12 protein-coding genes are annotated in these 22,465 nt (G+C 72.8%); 10 read left to right on the top strand and 2 right to left on the bottom strand.

What is annotated here, in order from left to right:
- The first annotated feature begins 344 nt into the window (after positions 1-344).
- The 5 genes from ADK67_RS51695 (at position 345) to ADK67_RS39940 (ending at position 6,103) form a co-directional block, all read left to right on the top strand.
- Entirely contained in the window at positions 345-491 is a 147-nt protein-coding gene (locus tag ADK67_RS51695; protein WP_157621406.1) for a hypothetical protein, read from the top strand.
- Positions 492-920: 429 nt separating this feature from the next.
- A complete protein-coding gene (locus ADK67_RS39955; protein WP_053721798.1) occupies positions 921-1,916 on the top strand; it encodes a gluconate 2-dehydrogenase subunit 3 family protein in 996 nt (331 codons plus the stop codon).
- A 4-nt stretch (positions 1,917-1,920) separates the two neighbouring features.
- The gene (locus ADK67_RS39950; protein ID WP_053721792.1) at positions 1,921-3,714 is read left to right on the top strand and encodes a GMC oxidoreductase; all 1,794 of its coding nucleotides are present in this window, start codon (positions 1,921-1,923) and stop codon (positions 3,712-3,714) included.
- Positions 3,715-3,719: 5 nt separating this feature from the next.
- Complete coding sequence (locus tag ADK67_RS39945; protein WP_053721797.1) at positions 3,720-4,856, top strand: cupin domain-containing protein; 1,137 nt, start codon at positions 3,720-3,722, stop codon at positions 4,854-4,856.
- A 14-nt stretch (positions 4,857-4,870) separates the two neighbouring features.
- Positions 4,871-6,103, top strand: a complete 1,233-nt coding sequence (locus ADK67_RS39940; RefSeq protein WP_197289836.1) for a cupin domain-containing protein — start codon at positions 4,871-4,873, stop codon at positions 6,101-6,103.
- Here ADK67_RS39940 and ADK67_RS39935 read toward each other — a convergent pair.
- Positions 6,094-11,322 carry an NACHT domain-containing protein gene (locus ADK67_RS39935; protein ID WP_053721791.1) on the bottom strand — a complete coding sequence of 1,743 codons (5,229 nt, stop codon included), beginning with the start codon at positions 11,320-11,322 and terminating at the stop codon, positions 6,094-6,096. The two genes, ADK67_RS39940 and ADK67_RS39935, sit on opposite strands and share 10 nt — an antisense overlap.
- A 155-nt stretch (positions 11,323-11,477) precedes the next feature.
- Between ADK67_RS39935 and ADK67_RS39930 the strand changes: the two genes are divergently transcribed.
- The gene (locus ADK67_RS39930; RefSeq protein WP_053721790.1) at positions 11,478-11,837 is read left to right on the top strand and encodes a hypothetical protein; all 360 of its coding nucleotides are present in this window, start codon (positions 11,478-11,480) and stop codon (positions 11,835-11,837) included.
- Here the strand turns inward: ADK67_RS39930 and ADK67_RS39925 are convergent.
- Positions 11,791-12,783, bottom strand: a complete 993-nt coding sequence (locus tag ADK67_RS39925) for an NAD-dependent epimerase/dehydratase family protein (protein ID WP_082404527.1) — start codon at positions 12,781-12,783, stop codon at positions 11,791-11,793. The genes ADK67_RS39930 and ADK67_RS39925 overlap by 47 nt on opposite strands.
- Before the next feature lie 264 nt (positions 12,784-13,047).
- Here ADK67_RS39925 and ADK67_RS39920 point away from each other — a divergent pair, with 264 nt between their 5' ends.
- From ADK67_RS39920 to ADK67_RS39905, 4 genes are read left to right on the top strand one after another with little or no spacing between them, the layout of a single operon-like run.
- Positions 13,048-15,021, top strand: a complete 1,974-nt coding sequence (locus tag ADK67_RS39920; RefSeq protein ID WP_053721789.1) for a CHAT domain-containing protein — start codon at positions 13,048-13,050, stop codon at positions 15,019-15,021.
- Positions 15,018-20,174, top strand: a complete 5,157-nt coding sequence (locus tag ADK67_RS39915; RefSeq protein WP_053721788.1) for an AAA family ATPase — start codon at positions 15,018-15,020, stop codon at positions 20,172-20,174. Before ADK67_RS39920 ends, ADK67_RS39915 begins: the two co-directional genes overlap by 4 nt.
- Positions 20,171-21,496, top strand: a complete 1,326-nt coding sequence (locus tag ADK67_RS39910; RefSeq protein WP_053721787.1) for a hypothetical protein — start codon at positions 20,171-20,173, stop codon at positions 21,494-21,496. The genes ADK67_RS39915 and ADK67_RS39910 overlap by 4 nt, the downstream gene beginning before the upstream one ends.
- Positions 21,480-22,451 (top strand): S1 family peptidase, encoded by a 972-nt coding sequence (locus tag ADK67_RS39905; protein WP_082404522.1) that lies wholly within the window; start codon positions 21,480-21,482, stop codon positions 22,449-22,451. Before ADK67_RS39910 ends, ADK67_RS39905 begins: the two co-directional genes overlap by 17 nt.
- Positions 22,452-22,465: the final 14 nt, after the last annotated feature.

Here is a 22,465-nt window from a genome sequence, read left to right as displayed (position 1 = left end):
AGGCGTCGCCGACACGATCCCGGGTATCGCCGGTGACACGTCCATCGGTACAGCCTGCCCCGTTCGCCACACCGAAGCGACAGCCAGCCGGACCAACCCACCCCGCCGTCAAGATCGGCCACCTGCGTGCCCGTCGGGAATGTCGTAACGACATACAACTACCAACGCCTCAACGCCCCTGACCACACGACACGTCGACCTCGCGGAACGACCTGGCGTTATGGGAGCGGCCTATGGGAGCAAAATGGGGGTCGTCGGACGCGTTGAACGGCGTCGAACCGCATCGAACAGCTCCCAATGGCCGCATTTTCCTGCGGTAATTGCGGTCCGCTGGTTGAGGCGTTATGTCGGCTTCATGCGCGGCGAAGATCGCGGTCCCGCGCAACTGCCGCAGCGCGTCGACGGGCAGCAGCCTGCCCCACCGGCGTTCCTCGGCCTCCAGGCGTGCCCGCGCGGCGGGCGCGTTCCTGTTCCTCCCGCGCTCGACGTGAGGCCTCGGTCTGCTCTCCTCGGCGGTCGGCGTTGGTGGCTGCTTGGCGGCGTACCGGTGCCAGTAGGGGGCGTCCTCGCTGGTCTGGCGGACGATCCGGTCCGACTCGGGCGGTGCCGGCCAGAACTGGAGCACGTAGCGATCGCGCGGGGGCCTCCGGGAGCCCTCGTCACGCGCATCGTCCATCCCCACCGCGCAGTAGCGGTGGACATCATGGCGGAGGGCACCGACAAACGGGCCTCCCATTGACGTGAAAGAAATTCGTTACGCCGCAGCCGCGGGATTCACCCGTAGCGCTGAATCCGGCGGCGGCCTGCTAACCCGGCCCCGACCGGATGCGACGTCCTGGGTGTGCGGGCACGTCGACCCGCAGCGTCCATTCGCGACCGGGCCGGCTCTGCGGCCCGCGCTCATCAGGTGGGTGAAGGCCATGCCCGTCGTGCAGGTTGCCCGAGACGACCAGTACGTGCTCAACCACACCACGCGCTTCCTGGCCCGCGACACCGGGGACGTGGCCGAGCCGTTCCACCTGCCCGTGGTCGACACGCACTGGGACGGTTCGTCGGCGGAGACGTCCTACCGCTTCAACGACGTCACGTTCGCGCACCGCGACGACCAGGCGCGCGAGGTGGGCGTGGTGGGCACGTTCGGCGACCTGCACACGCCCGTCCCGCTGCGCCAGGTGCGGTTCCTGGACGAGCCGACGGGCCTGTGGGCGGTCACCGTGCGCGTGGGCAAGGGGCAGGTGCACCGCTACCGGTTCACCGTGGACGGTCGGTCCGTGCTCGACCCCGTGAACCCGCAGCGGCTGCGTTCGGACAACGGCCAGGAGTGGTCGCGGTTCTTCACCCACGGCTGCGCCGTGCCGATCAGCTTCGACCGCTGGGAACTGCGCCTGCTGGAACGGCTGGTGACGCAGGTGCTGCCGTTCCAGCTCGCCGAGAACCGGCGTTTCCTGAGCGACTTCTACCACAAGCTCAGCCGCTCCGAACGGGACCGGCAGTTCCCGCTGGCGTTCCTCATGGACGAGTCGGTGGGCGTGGTCAACTTCATCGACAAGCTGCTGGCCCGCGAGGAACGGCACAACCTCGACGACTACAAGACGTGCTTGCGGCTGATCGACGGCGTGCTGCGCGCCCGCTTCCCCGGCCGCGAGCCCGCCGAGCTGGGCAGGCAGGCGTTCATGGACCTGTACGACGAGCTCGCCGCGAACAGCGTCCCCGGCTGGGACACCGGGCGGTACGGCGAGCCGCGCCACTTCCTGATCCTGCTCCGCCGCCACGCCATGACCGGCGCCTTCGCGCACCCCAAGCACGGCGGCAACAACGGCGCGGCGGCCTGGGCCTACCTCGCCGAGCGATTCGAGTTCGACTGGCGCTCGGCGCTCGAAGCGCCGCTGGGCCGCAACACCGACTACCGGGGATGAGACCATGGCCGACGAGACGTTCGACGCGGTGATCATCGGCAGCGGCGCGGGCGGCGCGCCCATCGCCCACACGCTGGTGCGGGCCGGGAAACGCGTGCTGGTGCTGGAGAAGGGGCCGCTGTTCCACGCCCAGCACACCAGCGCCGACGGCCTGTCCGACTTCAAGCGCGACGAGGAGTTCGCCACCGGCGCGGAGAAGGTGCTGCGCGTCGAAGGCGTGGCGAACACCGGCGTGTCGTTCTACTCCAGCCACGTCGAGCCGGACCTGAACGACGAGCCGCACGTCTACCGCGACAGCGACGGCCGGGACAAGGTCACCATCGAGGGGTACACGGCGCAGGTCGTGGGCGGCGGCACGCAGCTGTACGGCGGGGTGTCGCTGCGCTTCGCGCCCGACGACTTCCGGCTGCGCACGGTCAACCAAGGCCGTGCGGACCTGCGCGACGACGTGAACGGCGACGTGGCCCAGGAGGCGCGTGACTGGCCGTTCGGCTACGACGAGCTGGAGCCGTGGTACTGCGTGGCCGAGGAGCTGGTCGGCATCAACGGCACCCGGGACGGCCAGCTCAAGCCCGCGAGCGTGGACAACTACCAGAAACCGCTGGAGCCCAACGGCATCAGCACGCACGTCGCCACCGGGATGGACGCGCTGGGCTTCCGCCGCTACCGCACGCCGTTGGCGGTCATCACCGAGGACCACGTGCCGAGCGGGCGCACGGTGCCGCTCGACCGCGAGTCGATCAAGACGGCGTTCGTGAACCGCTACGGCGACCCGTTGGGCCTGAAGTCGAACACGTGGGTCTCGCTGCTGTACCCGGTCTCGACCGAGCCGGGGTTCTCGTTGCGCGCCAACTGCGCCGTGACGCACCTGTCCGCGACGGACTCGCGGGTGACGGCCGTGCACTACCGGGATCCGCTGGGCCGTGAGCGGACGGTGAGCGGCACGGTGGTCGTGGTGGCGTGCAGCGCGATCGAGTCGGTGCGGCTGCTGCAGCTGTCCGCCGCGCTGGACCCCGGTTTCGCGCAGCGGATCAACGGCAACGACCTGCTCGGCCGCTACTTCCTCACGCACTGCTTCGGCGGCGCGTCGGCGCGCGTGCCCGGCCGGCACGACAAGTCGCGCACGCTCGACTCGGACTGGGCCACCGACGCGTGCGCCGCGCCGGACTTCGTGCGCGCCAACAACCTGTGGGCGGGCGGCGCGATCTACAACAACACGTCCGACTCGGCGCTGCCGATCAGCATGGCGCGCACGTGGGCCGCCAACGACATGGACACGATCTGGAAGGGCTACCTGTACGACCTGGACATGCGCGGCGACGGGTTCGACGGCTACCTGACCGAGAACTTCGGCCGCCAGCTGTCGGTGGCGTTCATGGCCAACCAGCTGCCGCTGCCCACCAACCGGATCACGCTGCACCCGTCCGTGCGCGACAAGTGGAACCGGCCGGTCGCCCACATCGACAAGGGCTGGCACAGCCACGACCGGGCGGTGATGGACGTGCTCGCCGAGCAGTGCCGCCGGATCCTCGCCGCCGGAGGCGACGGCGTGCAGGTGATCGGGTACGGCCACGTCGGCAACGACGTGCGGCGCATCGCCAACCACGTGCTGGGCGGCGCGCGGTTCGGCGCGGACCCGGCCGACTCGGTGCTCGACCCGGACTGCCGCGCGTGGCGGTTCGACAACCTCTACGTCACCGACGGCGCGTTCATGCCGACCTCCGGCGGCGCGAACCCCACCTTGACCATCCAGGCCAACGCCTTCCGCGTCGGCGACCTGCTCACCACGAGGGTGTGACGGCCATGGATCCCGCGTTCGACGACATCTTCACCCAGCCGGAGAACGAGATCTTCCGGGTCGTGTTCTTCCCCGACCGGATCTACCACTCCCGCTACCTGCACGCCTCGCGCAGCCCCCGGTACCGCTACGACGTGGACGAGGTGCGCAACGGTCCGGACATCACCGCGATGAAGGGCAGCGTCTACCTCGACGGCACGCGGCTGTGCTCCGTGCTGCGCCTGGAGTACCGCGCCGGACGGCTCACCGAGCTGGTGCGGGAACGCGGACGCCGCCTCGGTCCCTCGGTCAACGCGTGGGTCCGCCTGCTGCCGGACGAAGGCGCGCTCACGGCCGACGCGACGGTGACGTTGCGCTACGACAAGGCGGTGGACGCCTACGCGGTGGAGCTGTGGGACACGTTGGAGCCGCCCGAGCACACCCACCACGACTACCGGGTGTTGCCGCTGATGGGCGCGAACGCCCCGATCACCCGGCCGCCGTCGCTGTCGCCCGCGTTGGTCGACATCAAGGCGCTGCGGCGGCTGGAGGTGGCGTTCAGCGAGGTGGCGATGACCACGCCCACCGGCCACCCGGTGCCGGACGTCCAGTGGGACAACAACTTCCTGCGCTCGCACCAGGAGCCGCGCGACCCGTCGCCGTCGTCGGACCAGAACACCGTGCGCGACCTGAACTACCTGCTGGACTACCAGCGCGCGTGGTTCATTCCCGACTCGGCGCAGGTGCCGCCCGTGCGCTACCGCAACGCCATGATGGACCCGGGCAACCCGGACGCAGGCGACGGCAACGTGCTGGACATGCGCTGGCTCGTGCAACGCGAGCTGGGCGGCGACCTGGTGTTCTTCCACGAGGTGACGATCCCGCCCGGAGTCGTGGAGGGCACGCACCGCCACATCGGTTCCGAGGAGCTGTACTACGTGGTGTCCGGCCGCGGCCGGGCCTACCTGGGGGTGGACGACGACCCGGCCGCGGCGCAGCAGCCGATCGTCGAACGGCACGTGTACGGCATCGGTCCCAAGCAGTGCCGCGAGGTGGCCGTGGGGCCGGGCAGCACGTTGTTCACCAAGAGCGGTGGCATCCACGGCATCCGCGCCGACGGCGACGAGCCGTTGAAGTTCGTGGCGTTCCTGTACCAACCCTGAATGGGAGGTGACCCGTGCGGATTCCCCAAGGCGACGCCGCGCGCCGCGTCGAGCCCGGTGCGGTGCCGGACTACTCGTCCGACAACCCGCTGGAACGACTGCTCGCGGTGGTGCAGGAGACCCGGCTCGCCGCCGAGCTGGAGTGCTACGCCACGCCGTCGTTGCAGTACCTGCTGCCGCACGAGTGGCTGGAGCTGTACGGGCCGAGCAGCCCGAACACCGACGTCCTCGACCCGGCGGCGCAGGACTTCAAGACCGACTTCCAGAAGCAGAACGTCGCCGACTTCAGGTTGGGCGACACCAGGGCGGTGCGCGGGTGGGCGTTGGCCGGCGACTGGACCGGGCCGTTCCTGCACCTGTCGTACCGGGCCGGGCCGGACAGCGCGTTGGCGCGGGCGCACGGCGGTTCGCTCGGCGACCGGCTGCTGGTGGACGTGGCGGTCGAGGGCGGTGGACGGGCCGAGGTGGAGGCGCCCTACGACCCGGACAGCGGGCGTTACGTCGCGGAGCTGTGGGGTTACGGCGGCGACGACCTGGAGTCGCGGGTCGGCACGCGCGGCAGGCAGTCGCTCAAGCTCGGGATCCTGCAGACCCGGCCGGACATCGCGCGCGGCGCGCCGGATGCGTTCGGCCGCGCCGGGTTGGACGGCCGGGACGTCCGCGAGGTCGCGCCCGACCACCTGCTGCACCCGGTCCGCCCGCTGCGGGTCGTGCTGCGGTGGCGCAGCGCGGACCGTTCTGCGGAGGTCGGGCCGGTGACGCTGGCGTTCCAGATGGTGGTGCGCGGGTGGGACGCGTTCCTGGAGGTGGGCCGCAGCGCGAACCCGCACGGCGGCATCGGTTTCCTGGAGTACCGCAACCTGCTGTCGAACTACTTCCGGTTCACCGGCTCGGGCGAGCTGGGGCGGAAGCTGGAGCCGTACAACCTGGACGCGTTCGGCCGCAAGGGGGTGGGCGGGGAGGAGCCGTTCCTGGCGGTCGAGTACATGGACCTGCACGTGCTGGACGCGGGGTGCGGCATCGGCCTTCACCGGCACCGGGACAACTCCGAGGTGTTCCTGATGCTGGAGGGCGAGGGCTGGATGGTGATCGGCGACTGGGCCGAACCCGACGTCCGCGACCGGTGCTTCGAGGTGCGCCTGCTGCGGGCGGGCCACCTGGCGTTCCTGAAGGGCGGCAACCTGCACGGCCTGGCGAATCCGACGGACCACCAGATCTCGCTGTTCATGTTCGGCGGCTACGACTGACCGCCCGGTCGCGCGACCCCGAGTTCGACCAGCAGCGCCCGTGCCTCGGGACGGCACAGCTCACTCCACTTCGCCAGCGCCCGCGCCGCTTTGACGCGGACGTGACGCGGGACGGCCGGGTCGTGCGCGACTTCTCGGGCGACGATGGCGGCAGCTTCCCGGTGGTCGCGGCGCAGGTCGGCGGCGGCAGCGGCGGCTCGCAGCCGGGCGCCGGGTCGGAGCGTGCGGTCCCGTGCCATGTCCCGCAACGCGATCGCACCCTCGGTGCTGTCGAAGAGACCGATGGCGTCGAACACCTGGATGCGGACCAACGGGTTCTCGGCGGAGCGGAGCTGCCTCAACACCGCCATGACCCGGGTGCGGAGGTCCGGCCGTGCTCGGGCAAGTGCGCGGGCGGCGTCGACGCGAGGGATGGTCGGCAGCGCCTCGTCGGTGACGATCGCCCGCAGGTGCGCGGTTCCGGCTTCACGGCCCCGTTCGCCGAGCTCGAGGAGGTCCCGTGCCGCCCGCCACCGCAGGGCCGGTCGGCAGGCGGGGTCGCCCGCGATGCGGTGCAGGGCCTGAAGTCCGGCGGCACGGTCGTCCACGCTGTAGTGGTTGAGCTGTGTCGTGATCCGCCATCTGATCGCAGGTGTTGTCGTCCGCTCGTCGTCCCGCATACCACGCAATCGCCGAAGGCCATCCGATTGCCGCAGTGCGCAGAACAGGTCGATACGGGACTCATCGGCCAGCCTGTGGTCCTCCACCAGGTTGTGCAGCACCGGGACCAGCCGTTCGGGCGCGGCACCGGTGTAGCCCAGGATCCGACGGACGGCGGAGCTGCGATCGCGGTACGACCGGGTGTCGTCACACGCCACCGCGCAGTCCTCGGCCAGCGCATGCGGATTCAGGCGCACCACCGCCTTGCGGACGTTGTGGGTCAGGTCGTGGTCCAAGGCCGGCTGTTCGAGGGCATGGACCGCTTCAGGTCGCAAGCGCGATGACAGACCGACGAGCGACTCGGCCGCGCTGACCCGATCGGCAGGCGTGGTCTCCACCGCGGTGATGACGTCCCGGAGAACCTCCAGCACCTCGGCCGCCAGCGCGGGGTGCTGCCACTCGTTGATCTCACCGGCCCGCTGCTCTGGTGACGCGGTGGGGTCGAGAAGGAGAGAGCGTTCGGCTTCGATGCGCTCCTTGCCCCACAGCCATGGGATCGACCAGCGACGACTGACCGGGTCGGTGGCGGGATCGTTGATCAGGACGAGCACTGTCTGGGCGACCTCCCGACTGCGCGCGGGCGTCCGGAAATCGAGCCACAGGACGGCAAAGAGGTGCTCCTCCAAGGTGAACTCGAAGCTGGTCGCGAACCGCCGCAGTGCGGTGAGCGCTGCCCCGGTCGATGTCGGATCGAGCAGCATGAGCTGGGACGCGGCCGGAGCGCGGAGGCGCACCGGGAAGGATTCGTCATCGAGCACTTGCTCGAGGAACGCGATCGCAGCGCCGTGAGCGGTAGGGTCGTGCCGGGCGAGCGAGGCCATCGCCTCCATTCGCGACCAGTGCTCCAGGCTGCTGTCGACGGCGTGTTCCCGGATCACTGCGAGCGCTTCGTCCCGCAGGTCGGGCCGTAGCTCGATGAGGATCGAAGCCGCGGTCAAACGGATGCGGTGATCGGAGTCCGTGTCCGTCATGCGAGCGTGGAGGGCTGGCACCAGGTCGGCGCCGAGCACGGCGAGTGCCCGCGCCTGAGACTCCCACCGGGACAGGTCCTCGGCCACGCTGTGGCGCATCGCGATGGCGACTGCCGACTGGATCGCGTCAGGTGTCGCGCGGGCCAATGCCACCGCGGCCTCGCCGCGCTCCACCGAGGGCAGCAGGTCGTCGGCAACGATGTTCCACAACCCGGCCACTACCACCGGGTCCGACCAGTGGTCCAACTTCTCCATGGCCTTGGCCACGTGGCGCACCGTGCCGGCGGTCGCATGAGCGTTGCCCGCCAGGGCGCGTATGGCGGCTGCGATCTCCGCACGCAGGCCGACGCCCAGCTTGCCGAGTTGCCGGGTCAGCGTCGGCAACGCGTCCTCGGGCACGATCGAGCCCTCGATCAGCCGAATGATCTCGTCGGCGACGAGGCGGTGGTAGCGGCGGCCCAGTGCGATCAGGGTGCCGGCCGCGTCGACCCTCGCCCTGCCATCCCAGGCGGGGTCGCGCAGCACGGCGGTCAACGTCTCGGCGAGCGCGTCGGTGTCGGTGGCGTCGAACTGGGTGAATGTCGGATAATCGCGGTAAGACGCCCAGAGCCCCGCTCTCTCCGGTGCGACCAACGACAGCACCGCCGTCGACATTCGCTCGCGAAGACCGGGGCCCAGACGCCTCAGGGCACGCCACGCCGCCAACTGCGCGTCCGGATCTGCGTGTCGGGTGGCGATTTCCGACAGGTGGCGGGTCACCTCGTCGTGGAACTCCGGGCCCAATCCGATCAGGTGGGTGCCGACGGCGACGCGGAAGGTGGGCTCGACCGAGCGGTCCTTGAGCATCGTGCGCAAGGATGTCACCGCCGGTTCCCGGTAGGGCTTGCCCAATGTCGCGAGGGTGGCGAGCGCTGTCAACGTGTCGGAGGTCGTGGCCGTCGGGTGAGTGGTCACCCCTTGCAGGTTGGTCGCGGCCTCGGCCCGGTGCTCCGGCCCCAGGTCGGCGAGCGCCTGTGCGGCCCGCAGTCGGCCGTTCGCGTCGGTGGTCCAGTCGCCGAGAACCGTTCGCAGGAGACCCAGTGCCTGCTCCTGTGCCCCGATGTCGGCGAGTGACCGGGCGATGCGCGATTGGATGTTGGCGTTGATACCGAACGTCGCGGACAACGTCAGCAGGCGGTCGATGGCGGTCATGCGGTGCTGGGGACCCAGTTCGGCGAGCGCTTCGGCGGCGGAGACGCGGTCCCCGAGCGGCAGGCGTCGGTCGGCGATCAGCCGGGTCAGGGCGGCGACGGCTTCGTCGGAGCGCTGCGGGCCCAGGGACGCGAGGCCGACCGCCGCGTCGCGCAACCCGGCGCTGAAGTCGGTGCGGGTGCGCAGGACTTCGCGAAAGACGTCGGCGGCGCGCTCGTGGTGCTCGACGTCGATCTCGACCAACCCGGTCGCGGCGTGGACGCGGGCGTGGTCAGCGGCGTCCGGGTCGTCCAGCACGCCCTTCAGGGCTGCGACCGCGTGGTCGCGTGACTCGCCGTCGAAACCGGCCAGGACGACGGCGGCGTTGCGCATTTGCTCGGCCGTGGCCGAAGGGGAGGCGAGGATGGCCCGGAGGCCTTGGTCGGAGGCGCGGTGGCCGTCCGGGCCGCACTCGGTCAGCGCCTCGGCGGCGGCGAGCCGGTGTTCAACCGGGATGGCGGAGTCGTCCACGACCCGCCGGAGCAGGCGGGCGGCGTCGGCTGCCTCGGGGCCGCGGAGCCTGGTCGCGAGCGCGGCTGCGGCCTCGACGCGGGACGGCCAGGGTGCGTCGTCGGAGCCCATCAGATTGACCAGCCAGGAGGCGGTGCCGGGGTGGTGGGCGGAGCGGCTGGTCTGGGACAGGATCTTCAGCGCGGGGTGCTGGGTGGTCATCGCCCACGCCCGCACGGTGCCCAGGAAGTCGTCGACCGCGGCGGGACCGGCAGGTAGGTGGCGGGCGAGCAGGCGGGCGGCCAGCAGGTGCTGGTCCGAGCCGCCCGAGTGCAGGTGCTCCAGCAGGCGTTCGGCCTCACGCGGGTGCAGGCGGGTGTGGTGCAGCAGCACGGCCCTGGCGTGGCGGCCGCGGTCCTCGGCGCGGGCGGCGTGCAGGAGGCCGGCGAAGTCGGCGTGCGCGGGGTCGAAGCGCTCGGGCAGGAGGCGGGCCTTGGCGGTGGCGGCGAGGTGCTCGGCGAAGCTGTGGTGGAGGAACCGCAGGTCTTCGCCGCGACGGCTGAGTGGGCCCACGGCGGCGAGGTAGGTGATCAGGTCGTCCTGCCACGTGCCCGTGAGGTCGGGCAGGTGGCGGGTGGCCCAGTCGTGGGCGGCGACGACGAGGGAGGTGTCGGCCTCCAGTCGCACGCGGCCTAAGTGTTCCAGCAACGCCTCGCGCACGGGCTCGAACGGGCCGGTCTCGGCCGTGTGGGCGGTGCGCAGGAACTTCAGGTACGCCTCGTACAGCTCGTACTGGTTGTCCGGCAACGGGCGGTTGCCGGGTTGTTCGAAGATGATGGCGGCGATCGTCGCCAGCAGCGGGACGCGCGCCAGCTCGTCCAGGTGGGCGGCGCGGATCTGGCGGACGAACCGGTAGGCGCGGTCGCGGTCGCCGAACCAGTTGCGGGCGAATTGGCGCAGCGCGCGTTCGTCGAACGGCTGCAGCTCGTAGCGGGCGGCGCCGATGCGTTGCAGTGGCGCCAGGGCCGCGCCTTCGATCGGCCTGGTGGTGACGACGACCCGGTAGGGCGACGAGGGTTCGGCGGTCCACGCGGCCAGCACGGTGACCAGGCGGTCTCGTTCCACCGTGTCGGCGACTTCGTCCAGGCCGTCTACCAGCAGCAGCCAGCGGCAGCCCGCGATCCGCCCTTCGAGGGTGCGCGGGTCCAGGGGAGAGGCGAGCAGGGCGCCGTACTCGACGCCGGCGCTCTCCGCGACGGCCTCCGGGAACGGTTGGCTGAGCCGTCCGGCCAGTTCACGGGCCGTCAAACGCAGGGGCATCACCCGTTCGACCATGGGCGCGGGGTCGCGGTCGGGGGAGAGCCACTGCTCGGCGACGTCGGCGGCCAGCCGCAGCGACAGCGTGGACTTGCCCTGCCCGGGGCCACCGGTGATCACGACGTGATCGTCGCGGTCCAACGCCTCCCAGACCGTCCGGGTCGGCGCGCGGACGGCCAGCCGGGTGATCGGCGCGCTCGGCGGCTCCACGACCTGCCCGCGGCCGTCCACGATCGGGACCGGACGCGGTGGCTCGGAGGCGAGTTCGTCCGTGCCGCTGCCGAGGTCTTGGCGCACGTGCACCGTCACCAGCGACGACCGGCGCGGTCCGGGCAGCCGGTAGGGCATCTCTTGGGCGGTGTCGACCTGCGCCCGCAGCAGGAACCGGACCGGCGCGGGTAACTCCGGCTCCCCCTGGTCGGGGGAGTCCGGCCCGACCTCCGCACCGGTCACGGTGATGTGCACGTCACCGTGGATCGTGCCGGCCAGCACGGCGGCTCCCTGCACGTCGCCGCCGATGTGGTTGGCGGCCGACCGAGCGCGCTTCTCCAACCCCGACCCCTTTTCCCCGCGGTGAACGCATGGTCCCACGGGTTCCGACGTCCGCGGACCCGCCGCGGCGAGGTAGCCTCACCGCCGCCGTCCGCGCTGGTCGCACCTGTTCGCCGCACGGCACGACCCAGCCGGACCGCATCTCGGGGTGAACCATGGAGTTCGACCGCAACGCCGCCTTTCCGACCACGCCGCAGGAGCCCACACCGGAGCCGCCCCCGGCCACTCCGGCGCCGGTCGGCACGTCGTTCGGCCGCTGCCTGCTGGCGTCGCTGGTCTGGGTGGGCGCGGTGTTGATCGCGGCGGTCGCGGTCGAGGGACCGCCCGCGTCCGGGTACGGGGTCGGGATGGTGATCGGCCGGTTGATCCTGCCCTGCCTGGTCTCGGCCTGGTTGATCCGGCGGTTCTTCGGGCACAAGCGGTGGGCGTTCGGGTGGTTGGTGCTGGCCTCGCTGCCGACGTTCTTCGTCAGCTTCGTGGTGTACGGCGCGATCCTGCTGGCCCGGGAGAGCTGAGCGAGCCGGGGGTCCGCCACGCTCGGCGGCCGGCTTCCATGCCGTGCCGGAAGGTCGGCACGGAGGGCCGCCAGCCCAACTCGTCGCCCGCCTTGGCGTTGGACACGCGCATGCTCGTGCCGATCATCTGGTCGGCCAGGAACGGCGCGATCAGCCGCATGAGGCCGCCGGGGACGCGGGGCGGTCGGTGGGCGCCGGCGGCGTCGGCCATCGCGTCGAACACCTCGCCCCACCGCGCGGGCTCGTCGTCCACGACGTTGTACGCCTGACCGGCACGGCCGCGTTCCACCGCCGCCCTGGTCGCCGTCGCCGCGTCGTCGACGAAGAGCCAGCCCAGGCTGCCGCCGCCACCGCGCGGCACCGGGAACGCCCGCCGCCGCAGCAACGACACGATCCGGTCGGACGCCGGACCCTGCCCGTAGACGAACCCGTAGCGCAAGGCGATGCCACCGGCGGCGAGCGCCTGCGCCTCGGCGGAGGCGAACGCGGCCGTGGCGGCATCGGACTTCGCGCCCCGTGCACGTCCGAACGGCCGGTCCTCCGTGACGAGGTCCGGCCCGTGGTCGACGAACCCGTACCCGAACACCATCGACTGCACGACGAACCGGGTCGCGCCCACCAGCCGGGCGGCTTCGAGCAGGTGCGCGGTCCCGGTGGTGCGCAGCCGGTTGGTCGCGGTGATCCCGCTGCCCCGGTAGTGGGTCGGCGCCTTCTTCAACGCGGTCGCCTCGTGGACCACCGCGTCGGCGGTCGTGCCGTCGAGTGCGCGCAGCAGCCCGTCGCGGTCCAGCACGTCGGCCACGACCGGCTGCGCGCCGAGGCTCGTCACGACGTCCGCACCGGCCTGGCCGCGTGCCAGTCCCACGACGTCGTGCCCGCCGCGGACCAGTTCGGCGACCACCGCACGCCCGATCGCACCGCTCGCGCCGGCGACGAGAACCCGCATCGAACCCTCCAACCGAATGATCGGCACCTGACCGCCAGGCTGACCGGATCACGGCTCGGCGAAACGTGGCGGGGACGGTCGGGGGTGTCGCCGATCAGCCGGTTCGAGCGGTCTGTGCACGGTCGACTACAGGATGCGCTCGACGGCGGTACGGATTAGCGCTATCGGGTGACAGCTCGTAACCCCGGTTGGCCCACGGCCGACCTCAGGAGTAGGCGGCCGGCGGGGAGGACGCCGTGTCCGGAACGAGTGGGTGGGACCCCTGTGGACGCGTTGATCGAGATCACGCAGGCCGGCGAGGGCGCCGAGTACCGGGTGGACCTCTACCTCGGTGACGACGGCGTGTGGCCGGCGGAGCCGACGGCGTCGGACACCGTCGCGGCGGACCTGGACGTGGGTGCGCTGCCCGCGGCGGTGGCCGGGGCCGCGACGGTGCCGGAGGCAGTCGTCGGGTTCCTGCACGCGAGCCCGGAGTCGCAGGCGTTCGCCGACGTCGGCCTGCACCTCGGCCGGCTGCTGCTGCCGCCGAACGTGCGCGAGCACTGGTCGCGGACCGCGGTGAAGCGCACGTTCCTGTGCCTGGCGCCGGCGCTGCGCCGCCTGCCGTGGGAGTCGACCAGGGCGCCGCACGCGCTGTTCGTGCAGCCCGACCACCCGTTCGTCCGGGTTCACCGGCGCGTGCCGGGTGACGACCCGATCGCCGACTCGTTGCCGATCCGGGTGCTGGTGGTGCGCGGCGACGACGATGACGACATCGGGGCGCGCGACGAGGTCCGCGAGATCAAGAGGGTCGTCGGCGGCGCGCCCGGTCGGATCGAGGCGGAGTTCCTGTCCCGGCCGACCGAGTCGGACCTCAAGTCGGCCTACCAGCGCGTCCGGCCGCACGTGCTGCACTTCATCGGGCACGGCACGCGCAAGGCGAGCACCGGGCAGCCGGCGTTGCGGATCGTCCCGCCCGGCCGTGAGGCGTGGTTGCTCACCCCGACCTACATCGCCGACCTGCTGAGCCGTCCCGCGCCGCGCCTGGCGATCCTGAACGCCTGCCGTTCCGGCGAGACGGCGGACGCGGTCGCGTTGACCGACGTGTTCCTCGACAGCGGCGCCGCCGCGGTCGTCGGGATGCAGGGCGACATCCGCGGCACGGCGGCGGCGCTGTTCGGCGGCTCGTTGTACCGCAGCCTGCTGGACAACGAGCCGGTCGACCGGGCCGTGACGACGGCGCGCGAGGCCGTGTACGCCGACACCGGCGTGTCCGACGGCGCCCGGGACTGGATCCTGCCGAGCCTCACGTCGCGGGTGCGTCCCGACGACGTGCTGCCGGACCTGTCGGCTACCGGCGCCCGCGCGGTGCGCATCGAGCAGCAGTTCGAGAAGGAGGTCGGCGCGTTCGTCAACCGCGTCCACGAGCGGCACAAGCTGCTCAAGGGCGTCGACCCCGGTGTCGGCGAGCCGATCGAACCGCTGCTGCTCGTGGTCGGCGAGTCGCAGGTGGGCAAGACGCGGCTGCTGAACTGGCTGCGGCGGCGGTGCGCGGTGCGCGGGCGGCGGGTGAAGTACGTCAGCTTCGACCGGCCGAACCCGGTGGAGGTGCTGGGCGACCGGCCGGCCAGGTTCGACTTCCTGGAGGTGCTGTACGCCATCCGGGACGTGGCGGAGGACCTGCCGAACCTGCCGGAGGGGGTGGCGTCGGCGTTCGACCGGTTCAACCACGACGTCCTGCACCTCGCCGAGGGCAGGCTGCCACCGGACCCGCCCGTGCCGACGCCGGAGCCGGCGCGGTGGCCGCGGCTGACCGGCGGCACCTCGCACCACATCGCGGCCACGTTCGAGTCGTTCCGGGCGTGCCTGGGCCGCGCGGCGCAGCCCGAGCCGTTGTTGCTGGTCTTCGACCACGTCGGGAACGTGCTGGACTCGGCGTTCCGGCAGCAGCTGTACGACCACCTGATCCGGCACATCGCCGACGGCGAGCTGCCCAACCTGAGCCTCGTGGTCGTGATGACGAACGAGCAGTTCGCCTCGCACTGGCCGGAGCTGGGCGGCGGCACGCGCGTCGACCTGGACTGCATCGAGGCCGAGGAGTTCCCCGCGCTGGCCGAGGACGTGGTGCTGGCGGTCGGTCGTGCGATCGGCGACTCGCACGTGCAGCTGATCGAGGCGATCGGCAAGGGCGTCGCCACCGGCAAGTGGAGCCCGGCCGTGCTCGGCGACCTGGAGAACATCGTGAGGCGGATGCGATGAAGGCGATCGACGCCGAGCTGCTGCGCCGCCTGGCCCGGGGTGACTCGTGGGAGGACGTCCTGGCGTCGCTGCGACCCGCGGACCAGTGGGACGTGTTGCGGCGGTGCGCGGCGGTGCGGTCGTTCGACCGGGAGCTGTACGACAAGGTGCTCGTCGCCGACGTCGAGGGTGCGCCGCCGTTCGACGTGGTCGTCACCGCGCCGGAGGTCGAGCCGATCCAGGGCACGCGGGAGGCGCACCGGCTGCGGCCGGGCGCGAAGTCCCGCTACTGGAACGGCTGGTGGCCCGACGGGGCCGACCCGCGGGCCGTGCCCGACGAGCTGCGGTCGCTGGTCGACCGGCTGGCGCGGTACTACCGGGCCGCGCACCGGTCCGTCGACCTGCTCGAACAGCTCGTGCTGGTGGACCACCGCGCCGCCGCCGAGCTGTTCGTCCGGCTGTACGCCAAGGCCGACCACCGGCACGACCTGGCGTTGTGCCAGGAGCTGATCGACGTGCTCAGCGCGGAGGACCGGGCGCGCCTGATCGGCCCCGAGCTGATCGCGCTGCGCAACGACCGGGCCGCGTACCTGCGCACCCGCGGGCTGTGGTCGACCGAGTACCTGCAGTCGGCCACGTTCCTGGAGACGGCCGGGACGAAGGCGACCTACCAGCGGCTCATCCGGGGCGACGGGCCGCGGCTGGTGGTGCTGCACGGGCCGTCGGGGCGCGGCAAGACGATGGAGCTGCGCTGGCTGGTGTCCCGGGTGCTGGTGCCGGGGCGCGTGCCGTGCGCGCTGGGCGACTTCGACGTGCTCGACCCGGTGAACGTCGCGCGGTACCCGTGGCTGCTGCTGGTGGAGGCCGCGGCGCAGCTCGACCAGCAGCTGGCGGCGGCGCCGTTCACCGAGTTCCTGGAGCGGTACGCGTGGACCGGGCTGCTCTCCCGCCGCGCGGTGGCGGACCCGGGCCGGGCGGCCGCGGCGAGCAGGCGGCTGTGCGACGAGCGCGACCGGCTCGGCGCGAGCGTGACCAGGGACTTCGTCCGGACCCTCAACGAGGCGACGGCGGGCCGTCCCGCCGTGATGGTGCTCGACGCGCTGGACAAGGTACACGCGCACCGGCCGCGCGAGGAGCTCGACGGCCTGCTCCGGCAGCTGTTCCGGCTGCACCACGACTGCCCGGCGGTGCGGTTCGTGCTGGCCGGTCGCCACCCGATCGCGGGCCGGGCGGGACCGGTGCTGCCGGCGGGGGTGACCCGGCACCTCGTCCCGTTCACGCCCGACGACGCCCAGCGGTACCTGGCCCACCTGCGCCACGTCGAACGCGCCGACCTGCGGCACGCGATCGTGGCGAAGGCGGGCGGCGAGCCGGTGGTGCTGGCGCGCCTGGCCGACCTCGTGCAGCAGCGGCCGGACATCACCCCGGCGGAGATCCGGCAGTACCGCGCGGACCTGACCGCCCTCGTGCTCCAGGTGCTGCGGCCGATCACCGACCCGGGGCTGCGGTGGCTGCTGCGGTACGGGATGGTGCCGCGGACGGTGAGCCTCGACTTCGTGCGCGAGGTGGTGGAACCGCTGCTGCGGGCGAACACGTCCGGCGGGCTGGAACTGGACGACCCGGGCGAGGACGTGCTGCCCGGCGGCGCGTCGGCGTCGCTGTTCCCCGCCATCGCGGACCTGGACGTCGGCGCGCTGTGGGCGCGGCTGACCAGGTTCGCGGGCACCACGTCGTGGGTCGTGCCGGTGCCCGGCGAACCGGACTCGCTGCGGTTCGCCGACGCCGTGGCCGAGCCGATGCGTCGCCTGGTCCGGCAGCACGCCGTGCACGACCGGCTGCACGCGGACGCGGTGGCGTTCTACGAGCGCAAGGCCGAGGCCGACCCCGAGCGGTGGGACCGGTGGACGCGGGAGGCGGTCTACCACCGGTTCCGGCTGGCGGGCCCGGCCGCCGCGGACTACTGGCGCGACGCCCTGGACAAGGTCGAACTGGGTGAGGCGCACCGGCGGGCGGCGCTGGCCGAGGAGGTGCTGGGGCCGGACTACGTCGACGCCGACGGCGACCCGCGCCCGTGGGACGGGCACACGCCGATCGTCACCCGGGAAACCGTGGTGGAGGCCCGCTACGAGCTGGCCGCCGCGCTCACCCAGCAGGCCAGGGTGGGCGGTGTCGAAGCGGCGGACCAGCTGTGGAGCCGGGCGGAGGAGAACTTCGCCGCCGTCGTGCGCGACGCGGAAGGCCCCGGTGCGAACGTCGTGCCCGAGTGGCGGCTCGCGTACGTGCGCGCCGCCCTCGCGTTGAAGTCCGGCGACACCGCGACCGCGCGGGCCGAGCTGACGCGGGCGTTGCCGCGAGCCCACGGCACCAAGGACGACGTGCGGCTGCGCATCCTGCTCGGCGACGTGTTGATGATCCTCGGCGACCGGCACGCGCCCGACGAGTACCGCCGTGCGGCGGAGGCGGCGGTCCGCGTCGGCGCCCACCGGTGGGAACCGCCGATCCGGCTGCGGATCGTCAAGGCGTACCGGCACTTCGGGCGGCTGGACGAAGCGATCCGCGAGTTGACCGCCGCCCGGCGCGGCGAGCCGTTGAACGCCGAGCAGCAACGCCGGTCCGGCCTGCTCGCGGTCGAGCTCGGCCTCGGCGCGCACCGGCTGGAGTGGGCGGCCTACCACGCGCGACGGGTCGCCGCGCACGACGGCGACTGGGAGGGGCACGCCGCCGGGGCGAGGGTGGCGTTGGCCGCACGCAGGCCGCTGCTCGCGCTCGACCTCGCGCACCGGGCCGAACGCGCCGCCCGCGGCACCGCCGGGTCCGCGCTCGGACGTGAGCTGACCGGGCTCGCCGAAGGCGCGGTGGCGCACTACGGGAAAGCCTTGCACGCGTTGGAGACCGCGCGGTCGCGGTGGCGTCGAGAGGGTGACCGCGCGGCCGTCGCCCGCTGCCACACGCACTCCGCGGTGCTGCTCATGCGGGAGATCGGGAACCTCACCCTGGCCGGGCACCACCTGGCCGAGGCCGCCGAGCTGACCACGCGGGGCAGCGACGCGTGGTGCGGCGCCGAGCTGGCTCGGGTGGAGCTGCTGGGTCTCGCCGCACGGCCCCACGAGGCGCTGGACGCGGTCACCGCCGTGATCGAAGAACTCCACCGCCGGGCGCGCCCACCGTGCCTGCGGGCCCGTGCCGCGGTGGAAGGGTTGGCGATCGGCCTGCCCGAGGGGTTCCGGTGGCTGCTGGACGAACTGGTGGCGCGGCTGGGCGAGATCACGCCCGCGTCCGCCCGGCTGGTCGTGCTCGACGACCTGCGCCGCGTGCCCGATCCGCACGACGACTCCGCACGTGACGCGTGGCGTGAGGTCGACCCGTTGGTGCGGTTGGAGACGGACCGGATCCACGCCGCGGACCGCGCCCTGCTGAACCTGACGGCGGCGGAGCTGGACCGGTTGACCGGTGATCGGGCGGCGGCGGAGCGGAAGCTGGCCGAGGCGCGCCCGAGCGGCGGCTCGTGGTTCGCGCTCCGGGAGTGGTCGCGTGCCGCGGACCGGCTGGGACTCCCGGCGCGAGGCGACGTCGACGCGTTCCTCCACGAGTTCGGCGGCCACCCGATGCTGTGCGCGGCCTTCCTGGTGGAACGCGCGGAAGCCCTCATCGCGCAGGACGAGGTGGCCGACGCGGACGCGTCGTTGCGCCGGGCGGCACCGCTGCTCGCCGCCGCCGAAGAGCGGGAGACCCAGTGGCACGCGCGACTGCACCACGCCGACAGCGTGGTCGCGGAGAAGTCCGGCGGTGACCCGCAACCGGAGCTGGTCCGCGCCGGTGCGGCCTTCGCCGCGCTCGGTGACGCGCGCCGGGCGGCCGTCGCCTCCCGCTTCACCCGAGGGCGGACCGGCGCGTTGACGGGCGCGCGCGGACGCGTGCGGCTGGCCGTCGAGGACGGGGCCTTGGTCGTGGGCACGTTCGTCCCGCCTGACGTGGAGGCGACCGCCCGCCACGACAACGCCCTGGTGGACGCGATCCTCGGCGGGAGGGCGGGCTCCGGGCCGCTCGCCGAACGGTTGCGGGAGGACTGGCAGGCGACGTGCGCCGGGCTGGGGTCGCTGCTGCTGCCCGATCCGGCGCTGCGGGCGCTGGACGGCCCGTTCGACTTCCGGTGCGACGTGGAGGACCGGCGGCTCAGCCCGGTGCCGTGGGAACTGGCGCTGCGGCCGGACGTGCGGCGGCTGGTCGTGCTCGACCGCGCGGTCGCCACGTTCTACCGGGCGGTGTCGCGGGAGGCGGCGCACCGCGACGAGATCAGGTTCGTCCAGGTCGGCCTCAACCGCACGGTCGACGCCGGCTTGGCGGCCGACGGAGACCTCGGGCCGAACACCGGGAAGGCGTTGCTGCGGTACCAGGAGGCGCGCGGGCTCACCCCCGACGCCGACCTCGGCGCGGACCTGCTGGACCGGTTGCAGCGCGACCTGGCCGAGCCGGTCAGGCCGCTGGCGGTGCTGGCCCAGCCCAGCGGGTCGCTGCAGATCAACTCCGCCCGCGGGCACCTGAACTCGGGCGTCGACCTGGCACGCATGTACGGCGGGCACGGGTTCGACGTGGAGTCGGTCGAGAACCCCACGCTCGACCGGCTCGCCGCCGCCGTGACCCGTGCGGTCCACAGTGGACGGATGCCGGCGGTGGTGCACCTGGCGGGCGGGCTGCGCGAGTCCGGCGGCGGCGCCGCGTTCACGTTCCTCGCCGGCGGTTGGGCGACGGAGGCGTTCAGCGCCACGCCCACCGCCGAGGAGATCCCGGTGACGGCGCTCAACCGGGTGCTCGCCGCCGTGCCGCGTGACGGGTTCCGGCCTCTCGTGGTGCTGGACGTGAACCGGCCGTGGGGCTCGGAGGACGCGATCTCCTACCTGATGCTGCGCAACGCGTTCGCGGGCGACCTGTTCGCCCTCGGCCGGTGCGCGGGCGTGCTGGGCACCGGTCTGGCCGGTGACGGCGAGTACGAGCTGTGCGACGCGATGATCTCCTCGATCGCGGCCGGCCGGTCGCTGGCGGACGTGGCCGGCGGGCTGCGTTCGCCCGCACGCCACGCCACCGGGCTGGACCGGGTGCTGCCGTCGGCCGGTGTCGCCCTGCACACGCACCTGCCGTGGCTGCGGCTCGTGCCCGGACCGGGAGGACGGCCATGACCACCGTGGACCGCAAGGTCGCCGAGCTCAGGCACAAGCTCGCGGGCATCGACGCGGACTTCGCCCGGTGGCGCGCCGAGACCGGCCAGGGCCGGGTGCTGCGCAAGCACCACACGCAGGTCGTGCGGCTCACCGACCGGCTGGGCGGGGTCGTCGAGCGGATCGGCGCGGAGCTGGACGCCGTCGCGGCCGGCGGTGACGACGTGCTGCGGGAGTGCCGCCGGCTCCAGCTGCGGATGCTCGAAGTGCACCGGCTGTGGGACTTCTACCGCTCGAAGCTGAACCTGCGGTACGTCGAGTGGTACCGGCCGTTCCTGACCGCCGTCGACGAGTTCGCCTGGCGGTGCTACGAGCCCGCCGCGGCCGGCCGCGACCGCGAGGCGCCGCTGGTGCACCTCAGCGGCGAGTTCAGCCCGTTCACGCACCTGCGGGAGACGCCGTTCGTGGTCGAGGACGTGCCGGACGCCTTGGACACCGCGGACTTCCTCGGCGTCGTCACGCGGCTGCCGATCCCGGTCATCGGCCTGCCGTGGTACCAGCTCGTGCACCTGCCGGACGCGGCGGTGATCGGGCACGAGGTCGGGCACGCCGTGGAACGAGACTTCGGGCTGCTCGGCACGGTCCGCGCGCTGACCCGGCCGGTGTTCCGGACCATGCCCGAGGCCCGGCGCGACGCCTGGGACACGTGGCTGCCGGAAGTCTTCGCCGACCTGTACGGGGTGCTCGCCGCCGGACCGGCGTTCGTGTCCGCGCTGGCCGACCTGCTCGTCGTGGACGACGCCCGGACGGCCGCGGAGATCGGCGGGCCGGTGCAGGTCCACCCGCCCGCGGCCGTGCGGCTCGCGGTGACCGCGCAGGCGTTGGCGGAGACGGGTTTCCCGGCGGCGCGGCCGGCGTGCGGGCCGTTCGAGGACGACATCGCCCCGATGACGACGGCGCTGCTGGCCGGCCCGTACCCGGGACTCGGCGACCGCCCGCTGCGCGAGGTGATCACGTTCACCGCGGCGCAGCAGCAGAACGCCGTCACCGCCGCCGACGGCCTGCTGGACCACCAGCGGCCGGAGACCAGCGACGTCCGGTGCCTGATCGCCGCCGCACGGCTGGCGTTCGACCGCGAACCGGCCCTGTTCGCACCGCCGCCGCCCGACCGGCTCAACGCCCAGGACCTGATCCTCGACAAGGTCGCGAAGGCCGTCGGGGACAGCTCGCGCGCCGACGACGGCGTGGCCGCACCGGTGGTGGACGACCGGGCCGCCGGCGCGGAGCTCTACGACCTGATCGACACGATGATCCGAAAGGCCCACGATGACCACCACGACTGAACGACCGCAGGACCCCATGGACGCCGTGGCGCAGCTCGCGCGGATGATCGCGGGGGACGACGAGCAGCGGTTCGTGCTGGTGTACCACGCGTTCGCGAACCAGGTCGACGGCTTCCTCACCGCCGGCGGTGCCGACGGCTACCGCCTGGCCCGCTCGCTGCTCCGCCGCGGCGTGTCGCCCCTGACCAGGTCGGCCGTCGCCACGGAGCCGCCGACCGACAGCATCTTCACCGACCCGGTGTACCTGGCCAACATGCGTGCCGTGGTCGGCGACCACGCCCGCATCATCGGCGGCGTGCCGACGGCCGACTTCCCGGAGTGCGTGGCCATCGGCAACGCCGACGCGTGGTGCTGCTCGGGCACGCTCGTCTCGCCGAACGTCGTCGTCACCGCCGGGCACTGCGTGGACGGCGGGTGCGCGGCCCGCGTGTTCATCGGCAAGGACGTGGAGTTCCCCGAGGACGGCGAGGTGATCCGCGTCGAGACCGCGCTCGCGCACCCCGACTACCGCCCGCCGAGGCCGACCGGCGACATCGCGGTGCTGGTGCTCGCGCGCCCCGCCTCGGTCACGCCGCGCCCGATCGCGACGCCCGACCAGGTCGCCGCCGCCGCGTTCGTGCGGCTCGCGGGCTATGGGAACACCGACGTGCACAGCAGCGGCGGCTACGGACGTAGGCGGATGGTGGACGTGCCGATCGCGAGCGACCACCCGCGCTACGGTGCGGACGCGGCCACGGAGTTCGTGGCCGGCGCGCCGTTCCTGGACCGGGACAGCTGCAACGGCGACAGCGGCGGCCCCGCCTACGTCCAGTCGGGCGGCCGGTGGTTCCTCGCCGGCGCGACGTCCCGGGCCACGGCGTCGTCGCTGCGCCCGTGCGGCGACGGCGGCGTCTACACCCGCGTGGCGTCGTACGAGCAGTGGCTGTGGACAGTGCCGGGCGCCGTCCGGCCCTGAGGGCTGGTCTCCGG

It is taken from the genome of Saccharothrix sp. NRRL B-16348, assembly GCF_001280085.1.
Lineage (GTDB): Bacteria > Actinomycetota > Actinomycetes > Mycobacteriales > Pseudonocardiaceae > Actinosynnema.
The sequence above is the reverse complement of the archived record's forward strand: the minus strand, read 5'-3'. Positions and strand labels throughout refer to the sequence as shown.